This is a genomic window from Marinomonas aquiplantarum, from assembly GCF_003314975.1.
Classification (GTDB): domain Bacteria; phylum Pseudomonadota; class Gammaproteobacteria; order Pseudomonadales; family Marinomonadaceae; genus Marinomonas; species Marinomonas aquiplantarum.
The window spans coordinates 61562-75068 of record NZ_QNRF01000008.1 but is presented as its reverse complement, the minus strand read 5'-3'; the positions used below and the strand labels follow the sequence as shown (position 1 = coordinate 75068).

Sequence of the window (13507 nt, the reverse complement as noted above, 5' to 3'; positions counted from 1 at the left end):
CTTATCAGCCTATTTAAAAATAGGACAGAGGCATAAAAAAAGCCTGCTAAATCAATTAGCAGGCTTTTCTGATATGCCTTTCAAACAAGTAGAAAGAGGTTATTTCAGTTCGAAAACCGCAAAACCATCGTTATTCATAGATTGGTAAACCATGTTGCTGCCTGCTGCTTCTTTGGCTTTAGACGCTGTGGTGAACAGAACTTTTGCCTGACCAAAATCTGCGAAAGACCAGTTACCATCGGCTGCAGGGTTTATGGTTTTCTGACTTAATAAGTAGTTCGCAACAACATCTCGGTTTTTATCAGGAGCATCAATGACAATGGTGTCACCGGACAAGTTAGGGAAACTACCACCACCGCCAGCACGGTAGTTGTTGGTCGCCACAAGGAAGTCGGCCGTCATATCCATTGGTTTACCTTGAAAGGTGACATCTTGGATGCGGTGTGCGTTTGGATTCGCCACCTTGCCTTCTGAGTCGTAGCGAGCTGGTTGAGTCACATCGATACGGTATGAAATGCCGTCGATGACATCAAAGTTATAAGTTGGGAAAGACTGATTGACTAGCTCTTGCGCTGTATTGGATTTGGCATCAATTTGATTGAACTGACCCGCCGCACGCTCAAGCCATTCCACCACTTGTGCTCCAGTGAGTTTCACTACTTTTAAATCGTTTGGATAGATGTACAGGTCACTGACGTTTTTCAGTGCAATGTCACCTTTCGGTACGTCTGTGTAATATTCTGGACCGCCACGGCCACCTGCTTTGAAGGGTGCTGCAGCAGACAAAATAGGCAAACCTTCATACGAGGTGCCACGTACAATGTTTTCGACATACCAAACTTGTGCGTTGTTTACGATTTGAATTGAAGGATCATCCTGTACCAAGGCGAAGAAACTGTTGATATCGGATGTGGACTCACCCACTTTGCGGCGCATGTAAGCCAGTGTTCCTTCGTGCTCCGTTTCTACTGCATCATTGATAGCCACGTCGGCTTCCACCAATGGAATGGTTGTACGACCTTCACGACGAGAAATGGCACGAACTTCGGCTGAACCATCGGCCACTTTCCAACCGTCACCTGCTGGCTCTAAGGTTAAATCCACCACACCTAAGTGCGATCCCCAAAACCCTGGCATGGTCGCAGGTTTACCGTAAACGGTGCCTTTTTCGTTATCAACACCATCGAATTGAGCAATAGTTTTATCACCTGGGAATACGCGGTGCGAATGACCAAATAAAATCGCATCGATGCCATCCACTTTGGCCAGATGATAAGACGCATGTTCTTCACCCTTCATATAAGGTGAATTCATCATGCCACTGTGTGGAATGGCGATGATGACATCCGCGCCTTCGGCTTTCATTTCGGGAACGTATTTTTTCGCCGTTTCGACAATGTCTTTGGCGATGACTTTATTGGTGAGATTGTCTTTGTCCCACGTCATGATCTGTGGCGGCACAAACCCTATGTAACCGATATTGACTGTTTGTGATTTACCATCCGAATCAACGAAGGTTTTTTGCTTGATCAAATAAGGCTGGAAGTAAGGTTGATCATTGCTGGCATCATTATCACCGTCATCAACGTAAACATTGGCACTGATGTATGGGAAGTTGGCGCCACTCAAGCTTTTCATCAAGAAATCTAAGCCGTAGTTGAACTCATGGTTACCTATGTTACCCACATCGTAATCTAGCAGGTTCATGGCTTTAAACGCTGGGTGAGTTTCACCAAAACGTAGCACACGACCTTTAGCAACGTAATCACCCAATGGCGTACCTTGCAACAAGTCACCATTGTCGACCAGTACAGAGTTGGTTACTTCAGCGCGCGCCGCTTTAATGAGAGTAGCCACACGGGATAAACCTACCGCATCACTTTGCTTGTCGCCATAGTAATCGTAATCCACCAAATTCATGTGAATATCCGTGGTTTCCATTACACGCAAATCGATCGTAGAAGCCTGCGCCAAGGAAGCAAAGGCCAGAGAGGAAGCTAAAAAAGCTGCCTTCTTAGATAAGTCAAACGCCATGTTAATACTCCATCATAATTTAAAGAATCAATACTTACCAAATAGTCAGCTTTTTGATCATAAAACGAAAAGATGATGAATTCATGAGTTTTTTGTGACAAAACGGGAAAAGCATCAAATTAATGACGCTTATAGGTATCAACGTTATGAATCTAACTGAGTTCGTCTAGTTGCTATATTCCAGCTTCTCACCATCAACTCGGTATTAACGCCGAAACCAACGCCACACAAAGAGTATGCGCATTAAAGCGGCCGCCACGTAAGTCATGGCGCAAGCGGTGAGAATGCGTTTTACCTTGGGTAAGTCCTCAGCCTGCACATAACTTCCTTCCGCTAAGATGGGCAAGGCTTTTTTGAAACTGGCGTCCCATTCTTCTGGCAACATAGCCAAATGGACAAATACCGCCAATAAGCCAGATAAACCAACCACAGCGGCATGCAAAGGCACGGCATAAGGTAAATGCAGCAAAACGGAAATCACTGGCCAGCCCAGTAGCAACGCACCAGCAATTCGATTCAAACCATGCGCCAGCGGAAGATAGCGAGAACTAAGATGAGAGATAGGCTGTTTCTTTTCATGGGCAATCGCATGCCCTACTTCATGAGCCGCCACTGCGACGGCGGTCAATGAACGTCCATTGAGCACACTTGGGCTAAGACGAACCGCATGCTCTTTAAAGTCAAAATGATCACGACCCTCTTGTGTGGTTTCTACGGATACCTTTTCCAACTCAAAGCGTTTCACTAGATGCTCAGCCAACTGCCCGCCAGTACCTGGAATATCACTGCGCTCTTGCGCGTAACGCTTCAAGGTATATTTGACCCAAATATTGGGGCCGAAGATCAATACCAAAGCCAAAATAACCAATAAAACCCACAACATACTTTTGCCTTTTTCTCTGTTAACCGTCACCCTGTAGTAGGGTATTTGGCACTATTGCTTTGCATCACATACACTGTCAATAAAAGGCACAACGCGAGACGATCATGAAAAACCCGCTTATCACGCCCATTCTTGCCATGCTAAAAGCACAACCTCATGGCTTAAAAGAGTTTGATATCCTCAAATCTTTGCAGAGCCAGTTTCCTGAGTTCAGCCAGTTGGCCGATGATACAAACCTTCAACTGTTTCGTCAGCATTTCTTGATCATGAACGCCTTATATCAGTTGCAAAGCCAACTCTGGCAGGAAGACAATCTAATGCTAAGTATAGAAGCCACGCAGATTCGTCTACTCAGTACGCAACACATATCCACTTCCGATAATACCAGTATCAATAATAGCCCAGATGCCAAACTCGCTGCTTATTACCTAGACTGGAGTGAATACGAAAAAACGGACGAAGCGGATGTAGCGCGCTTACTCGACAGCTTTTATAAAGGCATCTGTCATACGGGGGATCGACGTTCAGCCTTAAAAGTCCTAGAACTGGAAGAAGATAATCCAAGCAAGAACAGCATCAAACAACAATACCGAAAATTAGCGCAACAACATCACCCAGACCGAGGGGGCGACCAAGAAATATTCATTAGCCTTCGCGAAGCTTATGAACACTTAATGCTGCAAGCATCGTCCTAAAGTGTAAAAAGCCCGCCAAAACATTGCTTTCGCTGCCATAAATATTCAAGATGAAGTGTCGCTGTCATTCGCGCCATGTTTTTGAATGACCTACATCTAACACCCAAGAATAAGTTGAATATTATGCTGTTATCGCGTTTTATCATCGGCTCTCGCCGACTCATACGTCCTATTTGTCTGACCAGTGTCACTCTGATCGCCGCCTGCAGCTTTAATGAAATCGACCATTCCAATGATTTTGAAAATAATGGTCGTGACGCCACGGCACTAAAGCGTGATCAGCTGTATCTAAAGGAAAGTTTACCCCCCGGCTTGCCCTATCCTGAGGACAATTTCCGTGATGGACTGACACAGCAACAAGCCTATTTAAACCGCTTATCAGATCGTCAATTCCAGTTGGAAGACACGCAAGTGGATTTGGCGGACCTTAAGCATGTGGCTTACGAGATTTCACTCTGGTTAGACAATCCTAAATACACTCCTCATCTCGTCGCTCATCAGTTGGCGGGACAAGATCAGCGTGGCAATGTGCAGATCACGGGATATTATGTGCCAGTAATGCCCGTTCGCCATTTGCCGGATGAAGAATTCCGTTATCCCTTATATCGTAAGCCGACTCAGACCAACGCCGAAGGGCGTTATCCATCCCGAGAAGAAATTGATTTCGAAAGCGCCCTTGCAGGCCAAGATTTAGAAATCGCTTACACGGCGGACCTAGTGGATAATTTCTTTTTGCACGTACAAGGGTCAGGGGTTATTGAATACGAAGATGGCGAACAGAAGCTGCTATCTTGGGGCGGCGTGAATGGTCACCCTTATCGCAGTATTGGCAAAGAATTGATCGAGCGTGGGGAAATAGACAGAGCAGATATTTCCGCACAAAGTATTCGTCAGTGGCTAGATGAACACCCACATAGGATGCGCGAAATCCTTTCCACCAACCCAAGTTACTTGTTTTTCAGTGAAGGTCTAGAAAAACCAGTTGGTGCCGCCAACGTTCCTCTTACTCCACTCTATTCCGCGGCCGTTGATCCTAGCGTTATTCCATTAGGCTCTATTTTATTGGCTCAAGTGCCGAAGCTAGATGCGTCAGGTGAGTTGGTTGGACACGAATTTCGCTTATTGTTAGCGCAAGACAAAGGTGGAGCCATTAAAGGTCCTGGGCATATCGATTGGTATCAGGGCATTGGAGAGGAAGCGCATTTCCATGCGGGACAGCTTAAGCACTTTGGCAAAGTCTGGTTATTGTTACCACCATCCAAGCCGTCATCATACTAAACTAAGCCATTAAAAATGCCGCGACTCAGGTCCGCCGCGGCATTTGGCCGATGATCAGTTATCTTAAATCACTCAATTTAAAAGACACTGGAATGTTAATTTTCAGTTCCGTTTCCGCCATGTCTTTAGGAAATTTTGGCAAAGGCGTCGCATTTCGAATCATCTTCATCACAGCTTTGTCCAAGCGTTTATAGCCGGAGCTCTTGGTAATTTTCACATCCGACACCGAGCCATCGGCATAAGCTATAAAGGACAGAGACACCACCCCTTCTTCGTTACGTCGACGTGATTGTCTTGGGTAACGCTTATTCTTGGCTAAGACCGCTTTCAGCTTAGAAAAGTAAGTTGCTTTTGCCCCTGGGTTACCACCTGTTGTCGCGGCATTACCGCTGCCAGTTGTTGCCTTCATATTTGCCATAGAAGGTGGGGCGACTTTTTTAGGTGCCGCTTTCACCACTTTCTGAACAGGTTTTGGCTCTGGCTCTGGCTCTGGTTCTGGCTCTGGTTCTGGCTCTGGTTCTGGTTCTGGCTCTGGTTCTGGCTCTGGCTCTGGTTCTGGCTCTGGTTCTGGCTCAGGTTCTGGCTCAGGTTCTGGCTCAACCTTCTCCACTTCAATTGGAGAGTCTTGTTTTATCTCGACGGGTTCTGGCTCGATGATTGGCTCTGGCTCGACGATTGGCTCTGGCTCGACGATTGGTTCTGGCTCGACTTCTGGCTCTGGCTCGACTTCTGGCTCTGGCTCGACTTCTGGCTCTGGCTCGACTTCTGGCTCTGGCTCGACTTCTGGCTCTGGCTCGACTTCACTCTCTTCAATCGGCTCTTCAACTTCCTCAACCTCTTCTTGAGCAAGCGTCGTTTGCGCCGCAACCCCTAAGTCGCCCATCATCCCTAAATCAAACTCTATGCCTTGAACTCCTGCTGTTTGACTTCCTTCAGAGTCATTACTGTAAAAAGCAAAATAAAATGCCCCAGCATGAACTGAAATTGCCAAACCGCCAGCGACAAACCAGTGACGTGCAGAGATCATTGCGTGCCTCGCTCTAATTGAGTCGCCAAACTCACTTTCGTTAAACCGGCTTGTCGAACTTGGTCAAACACAGGTCGCAGTTTTTCTAATGGAATGCTGCCATCCGCTTTAATCTGTACCCAAAAGCCGTCTTTATCTTCAGCTTGTTCAAACTCACGCTCCAGATAGCCTTTCACATCCTCGATCTGAAACACATCCTCTTCCACATAAAGCTCATTATTTAAACCGACAAAGATCGCCACGCTGGGGTCAGTCTCAGCACGGTTATCATTTATGGATTCTGGCGGAATGACAGCAATAGGATCGGCTTTTTGAATTTGTCCTGCCACCATGAAGAAGACCAACATAAGGAATACCACATTGATCAAGGGCACCATATTATCGTCATCTGAGGCATTTCGAGCAGCGTACTTTTCCCCTATTTTCATTCTGAGGGTGTCTCCGACATAGCAAAAGCATTGGCAATAGAAACCGTATTGGCACCGTTTTCTTTCAGACGATCAGCGAGCTTCATTAAGGTTTGCAGCGTCACACCGTCTTCCGCCTTAATAATGAAAACACCGTCGTTGTTCTCTTCTACTAAAGACTGAAAAGCGGCTTGGTCGGATAAACGAATAGAGCGGTCTGCTAACCAAACTTGGTTATCATTCAGTTTAAGGGTCAGAATAAGGTTTTCGCTTTCACTCTCAGGCTTAGGCGCATCGGACGCCACAGACAATGGCGTGTCGACAATGCGCCAAGGAACAAAACTAGACGTTAACATGAAGAACAACAGCAGGATAAACACCACATCAATTAAGGGGGTTAAGCTGATGGCATTCTTACGTTTTGGCTGAGTCAGCTTAAGCGGCATGTAGAATCTCTTTCTCAGCTTCTTCCACTAACTCTTTTGCCTTTGGGCTAGTAAAAATCTGCGTCACAGCATCATTCATATTGTGTGCGATACGCTCTACTTTGCGCTCCAACCAGCTGTGTAAAGTCACAACCGGAATCGCCACAGCCAAACCAACCGCTGTGGTCAATAGCGCCTGCCAAATCCCCCCAGATAACACTGACGGATCCACCTGATTTCCAGCCCCTTCCATTTGCTGAAACGCTGTAATCATCCCCAATACAGTACCAAGTAACCCTAGCAATGGACTCAATGTCGCAATGATTTCCAAAGGTCGTAAGAAGGAGCGTAATTCGCTCAGCAAATTCATCGCACGACGCTCGACTTCTTCACGGATTAAATCCGCGGTCATAGAACCATTCACCAAGGCTTCCATTGAATAAGCCACTAGGCTATCAATCGGACGCTTTTGTTCTAATTTTTCTAACGCGCCGTCAACGTTATTATTACGCCATTCGGCGAGCGCCAAATTGGTTGTTTTTAAACTTTCGGCACGCAAAGAAGAAAACTGCCAAAGCTTAAGCAACACAATCGTAAGCGCCACCACAGAAAACACCATCAAAATCCAAACAACGGGGCCACCGACCTGTAAGAAATCAACTATTTTCTGCTGTATTGAATCTTCCACAGTACTCTCCAATTGAGTAAAAACATGATTTCAAATGGTATTCATTCTCAACCACATTTTCAATAGACAAATTGTGGAAGTCCTAGATTAATTCGGCCTAATGTCGTGATGTTTGCCTTTAGACGGCCTTACTTGAGCCGACATCGAGTTTGAATGCGCAAACTGACACAATTCCTTCCCTAAAGTGACAATATTCCCCTTACTCACTTCCCTCTCAAAGTCATCTTGCATAATACCCATGTCTTTACGCAGCTCATGGGGTAAATAAGCCAGTTTCCTGCGTGACCAATAACGTTGAAAGCACCATGAAAGGTGCTTCATTAATGCAATAATCATCCTACCTATGCCCTCATCAAATTATCCAATTGAAAGGTCATCATAGAAGCCTTAACAGCTTATCAGTAGAGGCAGACAGGCGTTTTCTTAAACAGACAGAAGACCATACGGGTAATCTGTATGGATGACTTTAAAACATTCTGTATGACCACTACGTTATTCAACAAGTTATATGGCAACAAAGGTCTTCGCTGACCTACTTCCATCATCTACCTACATAAATAGCGAAAGCCAAAACTTGCTGCCATTAAGCAAATACAAACCGATAAGCAACGTAGAAAAGCAACACTGACATCATACGATTCACCCACGCCATCACCTTAGGATTCATCGCGACGTGTTGTAGTCGAGATCCCGCCAACAGATACACACCTGGTGCACCAAAGGCCATGGCTGAAAGAATCAAAGACCATACCGCAATCTCCATTCCTGTAATCTCATATCGCGGAAACTGTACCGTCACAATGGGTACGATCGCCACCAAGGCTTTTGGGTTGCAAAGCTGTAAAATCAGGCCGGTTTTAAAGCCAATCACGGACGCTTCCAACTCAGCTGTTGTCGGGTGAAAACTGGCTTGCATGATTTTCACCCCCAGATAAGCAATATACAGCCCACCCAAGGTCGCAATAATCGACTGATAACCTTCTGGAATGATTTCACCACCAAGATAGCCAAGCAGAAGAAACAGAATCAACATCGCTAGACCAACACCAGCACAGTAACCAAATGCTCGCCAGCCTTGTCCATTGACGCCCGCCAAAAGCGCAAGAGTATTTGCAGGGCCTGGGCTGTACATAACGCCAAAGGCGTAGATGATTATTTCAAGCATAGAAAAACCTCAAAAGATAATTTGATAAAGATGAAAAACAGATGAATCAGTGAGTGCGAAAGGTCGCTAGGTTCGTAACAAGGTACGCCTAAATTGATGGGGAGTGACACCAAACATGGGTTTAAAGCGTCGATTAAAGTAGCTTACATCCGTGAAGCCAAAGGTCAGCGCGACATCCGTCAATGACATGCCCATTGAAAGAGCGTCTTTGGCGCGGTTGATACGATAGTTTTGCCAATATTGATGTGGTGTCATGCCAAAATAATCACGAAAACAACGCAACAAATGATACTTAGACATGTGCGCCACTTGGCTTAGCGCGTCGAGAGAAACCTCGTCACTGACATAGGCATGCAAATAGTCTCTGACTCGCTCGAAAACAGGGTCTTTCGCGCGATGTTTGGACTTACCTAGACGAACAGGGCGCTGAACGCCCTTTTGGTGGGCTAAATATTCAGCAAATTCAAACAAAGTTGACGAGTACTCCAAAGCGGATGACGCCTTGTTCTCGACCAAGTTGGCCAAACGCAAGATATGCGCTTGGAGCACTAGATCGTTTTGTACTGTTTGTTCTATACGAAAATCTTGAGCACAGCGAACGCCAGCACTCTCAAGCATAGGGTTTAATTGATCTGGATGGACATACAACATTTTATAATGAAGCGTATCGTCCGTACCGGAATGACCGTCGTGAGCATCCTCTGGGTTGAACACAATCACATTGCCAGAATAGCTCTTATGGTGTTCACCCAAGGCATAAAAATCTTGTCGGCCGGACAATGTGACACCAAACGAAAACTCTTCATGGGCGTGGGTTCCGTAGGAAAAGTCATTCATTGACGCTTCCAGCAACATCACCTCGTCAAAGGCGGCGCTTTTCACAAACTGAAAATGATTTTCTGCCGGCATCACAACCTCTCATTCGTCTCTTAACCACACCATGAAGAATAGAATATCCCGTTTGCAGGTAAAAAGATTGGACGATATTGCGCAATCGACAAAAGCGCCTCAGTCTAAATGGACACGCTAGCAGCCACCTTTGCTAATGCCTTTTGGTACATCCTCCAAGCACACATACCAGCGAGTAGGTTAGCAACGAGTACACCAACGAAAAGGCCTTTTAGCCCCGCCAGCTCAGCGCCGAGCCATAAACAAGGCAAAAAGAAAGCAAATAGCCGCAAGGCAGAAATGGTTAACGCCACATAGGATTTACCCAACGCATTACAGACAGACACCATCAACATGCAAACACCCAAAGCACCTAGGCTGACCGGGACGATGAGTAAATGCCAAGTTAAAATGTCCGACACAGCCTGTTCACTGGTCATAAGACGAGCCAAAGGCCCTGCTAATAAGAAGGTCAGTAACGCCACACCTAATTGAAACAGCAAAATATACCGAATCGCTATCGAAACCACAGAGCGGATGTCTTGAATCCGATTGGCCCCCAATAAGCGACCAACCATAGGTGGCATCGACATGGTTAATGCTAAAACAGAAACAATGGTAAAGAACTCAAACCTCGACCCTAACGCCCAAGAGGCTACCGCCGCAGTACCAAAGCTAGCAATCAGCTTGGTGGCCATCATGGAGGACACTGGCGGTAATAACTGACTGATCATAGCAGGCCCCATAATATGACCAATCGACGCTAAGCTTTTACCAACATTCAAATTCCTCCAATCAAAACTTACCCAGCGTTTAGCCGACACTTGAGGCGCAACCACTAACGCCCCCAAACCAAATGCCACGGTTGTGGCTAACGCCGCACCGTTAAGACCAAGATCAAGAGTAAAAATAAAGATAGGATCCAACACCAAATTCAACACACTGGTTACTATCATCATGATGCCTGGCAAAATCGTATTGCCATTGGCTCGGCTAATGCTGTAAAAAAAGTACAATAAAGCACCAACCCAAGCGCTTAATAGCCAATACGGCCAATAATCGTCCACCGTGCCATAGACAGTATCCGGTGCACTTAATAACGCTAAAATTGGCCCTCGCATCAGCCAAATAAGCACACTAAAGACGGCAATGCCAAGACTACCAATCATCAGCACCAAGCCGCCCAGTTGCTTCGCATACTGAATATTTTCAGCACCCAACGCCCGAGCAATCATTGCCGTCGTGGCAATGCCCAGCCCCACTTGCAATCCGATGACCAACATTTGAATCGGCAAGGTAAAACCTTGCACTGCCAGAGGTACAACACCTAACTGGCCAATGAAGGCACTGTCCACCAGCTGAAAACTCATCAAAGACAAGATCCCAAACAACATGGGCCAAGTCATATTAAACAATTCACGTGCAAGAGAAGGAGAGGAAGTCATAAAGTGGCAAGTATCTCTAAAAAAGAATATTAAACTTCCCTATTGTAACGCGAATAGCGTGACAGTTTTACCTGTTACATTGAGACAATATTCCATCACCATAAAAAGGCGTTAATGGACCATTTACGCTGCCTTTAAACTAAAGCAAACACTCACCCTCTTTTTAGGGAAGAAAAGCGTCCTGCCAATAACATTAAAGCAACACTCATCACTGACAACATAAAAAAGCCCGTGGCAAAGGGTGTTAGAGTATTGTGATAGAACTGCCCAACCGATACGGCCAAGACAATCGCAATCATACTAGACAAAGATGAAATCAATGATGCCCCCAACCCAGCAGTTCGGCCTAATGGTTCCATCGCCATGGCATTCACATTACCGAACACCATACCAAAACAAGAAAACATCAGCATACAAATGGCCATAAACCAGAAAAAAGGCGGTACGCCATCATAATTCAGCACCAAAATAGACAACACAAAAGACAGGCAAACCATCACGCTTAACGCAAAATAAACGCAAACCTTCATCCCCACTCTCAGCACAATTTTGCCGTTGAAAAAGTTCATCACGCTAGAGCCAATGACCATCATGGCGAAATACAGAGGAAAATCCTCTCCCACCAAATAAATGTCTTGAAAAATTGACTGGGCGGTACTGATATACAACATTAACCCGCCAAACACGCAGCCTAACAAAGCCGTGTATGCCATGACCTCTTTGCGACTCAAAATGTCTTTTGCATCCGACATCAAACTGGACCACTGCAATGGAATACGACGCTCTTTCGGTAACGTTTCCGGTTGCCGCCAACAGAACCAAGCAAGCGCTAACAAAGACTGAATCAACAACATGGCAAAAATCCATCGCCAGTTGCCCAATTGCATCACCAACTGACCAATTGCCGGAGCCAGCAAAGGCACTAACAAAAAGACCATCATGATAAAAGACATGATGCGCGCCATGGCGGCCCCCTTGTACAAATCACGAATCAGCGCCCGGGATACTATTTTTGGCGCTGACACCCCAAACCCTTGGATCAAACGCCCAGCCAATAACATTTCCAACGACGAAGAAAACAATGCCACTAGGGTGCCGACAAGGTAAATCGCGATTCCTAACACAATACTATTTTTCCGCCCGAGAGCGTCTGACAAAGGGCCAAAAGTGATCTCACCAAACACCATGCCCAAAATCATCGCCGAAATAATCCATTGGGTATGCTGATAATTCTCGATCAATAAATCTTGTGCAATAAAGGAAAACGCCGGCAACATAGCGTCCATTGTCAGCGCAGTTAAAGACATCATCAAAGCAAATAAGGTAATAAACTCGGCTTCAGACAGTTGTTTTATTGATGAATCTAACGCTATGGAATCAGAACTCGACATACTTTTCCTTAAAAAATGAAAACAATCTATCCATCATATGACATAAATAAAACCGCTTCATTCAGTACCTGTAGTAAACTGTTAAATGTGCCGAACATCATGATAAATAACCCATAAAAACAACAAACGGGGTCACTATGGAATTAGGTCTGGCCAAACATTTAAAACTCAATCAACTGCGTTTAATTTCAGTCATTTCGGAATATGGACAGCTGGGCATTGCCGCCGACGAAATGGCCATGACACAACCTGCAGCCTCGCGAATGTTAAGCGACATTGAGCAAACGCTTGGTACGCGCTTATTCATTCGTCATGCAAAAGGAATGGAACCAACACTCGTCGGCCAAGCCGTCGCCCGCCGAGCACACAATCTCTTAGTCGAGTTACGCGATCTCGCCAGAGAAGTCAGTGAACTCAAAGAAGGCGGAGGAGGCACAACAGCGATAGGGGCCGTAACAGGAGCCGCTGTCGGCTTTGTCATTCCGGCCATTCAACAATTGCGCGCCATTGCCCCTAGAGCGGAAATCGATATCAATGTCGATACCAGTGATAGCTTGGTTCGAGACTTAATTGCTGGTCACAATGACTTTGTGTTGGCCAGAATTCCGAAACAATATGACGCCAATGTATTTGAAATTTTCCCTGCAAGAAGTGAGTCAGTACAGCTCGTCGTTCGTAAAGACCATCCCTTGGCCAATGTAGAAAAAATCGCGGTTCGAGATTTAGCCCATTTTGAATGGGTGATGCAATCTCATCGAGCCCCCATAAGAGAGGCCGTAGAAGCGGCCTTTATGGAAGAACGTGCCGAGTTACCGTTAAGCATTACCAACAGCACATCATTACTCGCGTTAATCGCCATTCTAGTCTCTTCCAATGCCATTGCCCCAATGGCCAGTGAAGTCTGCGACCTTCTTGTTGGGCAAAAGGTAAATGCAAAACTTAAAATTCTTAAGTTAAATCGTAGCATCACCATGAGCCCATACTATGTATTGCAAATGCAAGGTCGCCAATTATCCCCCCTCGCGAATCAGCTCAAACGCTTGGTGCTTGCCGAGTTAGAACAAAAAGCGACAAGCCCTTAAACAAGCGGGCCAAACACTTCATAATGCAATATCGGATTTTTCAGCTTACTTTACTAACGCTATAATGCTTAAGGAAGGTACGAACAAGTTTATTCACTA

Annotated in this window: 14 protein-coding genes; 3 read left to right on the top strand and 11 right to left on the bottom strand. The window is 45.7% G+C overall.

Annotated elements, in window-relative coordinates; genetic code table 11:
• Positions 1-99 precede the first annotated feature (99 nt).
• Both DFP76_RS14270 and DFP76_RS14265 read right to left on the bottom strand, forming a co-directional pair.
• A complete protein-coding gene (locus DFP76_RS14270; RefSeq protein WP_113875292.1) occupies positions 100-2034 on the bottom strand; it encodes a bifunctional 2',3'-cyclic-nucleotide 2'-phosphodiesterase/3'-nucleotidase in 1935 nt (644 codons plus the stop codon).
• A gap of 205 nt (positions 2035-2239) precedes the next feature.
• Positions 2240-2917: a zinc metallopeptidase gene (locus DFP76_RS14265; RefSeq protein ID WP_113875291.1), complete on the bottom strand. Its 678-nt coding sequence runs from the start codon at positions 2915-2917 to the stop codon at positions 2240-2242.
• A gap of 104 nt (positions 2918-3021) precedes the next feature.
• Between DFP76_RS14265 and DFP76_RS14260 the strand changes: the two genes are divergently transcribed.
• Both DFP76_RS14260 and mltA read left to right on the top strand, forming a co-directional pair.
• Positions 3022-3612, top strand: a complete 591-nt coding sequence (locus DFP76_RS14260) for a DNA-J related domain-containing protein (protein WP_113875290.1) — start codon at positions 3022-3024, stop codon at positions 3610-3612.
• Positions 3613-3735: 123 nt separating this feature from the next.
• Positions 3736-4890 carry a murein transglycosylase A gene (gene mltA / locus DFP76_RS14255; protein ID WP_113875289.1) on the top strand — a complete coding sequence of 385 codons (1155 nt, stop codon included), beginning with the start codon at positions 3736-3738 and terminating at the stop codon, positions 4888-4890.
• Between the two features lie 58 nt (positions 4891-4948).
• On the opposite strand, the gene DFP76_RS14250 is transcribed toward mltA, so the two are convergent.
• The 9 genes from DFP76_RS14250 to DFP76_RS14210 form a co-directional block, all read right to left on the bottom strand.
• Positions 4949-5917, bottom strand: a complete 969-nt coding sequence (locus tag DFP76_RS14250) for an energy transducer TonB (protein WP_113875288.1) — start codon at positions 5915-5917, stop codon at positions 4949-4951.
• Entirely contained in the window at positions 5914-6345 is a 432-nt protein-coding gene (locus tag DFP76_RS14245; protein WP_113875287.1) for an ExbD/TolR family protein, read from the bottom strand. The genes DFP76_RS14250 and DFP76_RS14245 overlap by 4 nt, the downstream gene beginning before the upstream one ends.
• Complete coding sequence (locus DFP76_RS14240; RefSeq protein WP_113875286.1) at positions 6342-6770, bottom strand: ExbD/TolR family protein; 429 nt, start codon at positions 6768-6770, stop codon at positions 6342-6344. The genes DFP76_RS14245 and DFP76_RS14240 overlap by 4 nt, the downstream gene beginning before the upstream one ends.
• Positions 6760-7437, bottom strand: coding sequence for a MotA/TolQ/ExbB proton channel family protein (locus tag DFP76_RS14235; RefSeq protein WP_113875285.1), 678 nt, complete (start codon positions 7435-7437; stop codon positions 6760-6762). Before DFP76_RS14235 ends, DFP76_RS14240 begins: the two co-directional genes overlap by 11 nt.
• Before the next feature lie 87 nt (positions 7438-7524).
• Positions 7525-7773 (bottom strand): hypothetical protein, encoded by a 249-nt coding sequence (locus DFP76_RS14230; protein WP_113875284.1) that lies wholly within the window; start codon positions 7771-7773, stop codon positions 7525-7527.
• Between the two features lie 247 nt (positions 7774-8020).
• Positions 8021-8602, bottom strand: a complete 582-nt coding sequence (locus DFP76_RS14225) for a LysE family translocator (protein ID WP_113875283.1) — start codon at positions 8600-8602, stop codon at positions 8021-8023.
• Between the two features lie 66 nt (positions 8603-8668).
• Complete coding sequence (locus tag DFP76_RS14220; protein ID WP_113875282.1) at positions 8669-9511, bottom strand: helix-turn-helix transcriptional regulator; 843 nt, start codon at positions 9509-9511, stop codon at positions 8669-8671.
• A 104-nt stretch (positions 9512-9615) separates the two neighbouring features.
• Entirely contained in the window at positions 9616-10935 is a 1320-nt protein-coding gene (locus DFP76_RS14215; RefSeq protein ID WP_113875281.1) for an MATE family efflux transporter, read from the bottom strand.
• Positions 10936-11087: 152 nt separating this feature from the next.
• Complete coding sequence (locus tag DFP76_RS14210; RefSeq protein ID WP_113875280.1) at positions 11088-12326, bottom strand: multidrug effflux MFS transporter; 1239 nt, start codon at positions 12324-12326, stop codon at positions 11088-11090.
• 137 nt (positions 12327-12463) lie between these two features.
• On the opposite strand from DFP76_RS14210, the gene DFP76_RS14205 reads away from it, so the two are divergent.
• Positions 12464-13408, top strand: a complete 945-nt coding sequence (locus tag DFP76_RS14205) for a LysR family transcriptional regulator (RefSeq protein WP_013797696.1) — start codon at positions 12464-12466, stop codon at positions 13406-13408.
• The last annotated feature ends 99 nt before the right edge of the window (positions 13409-13507 follow it).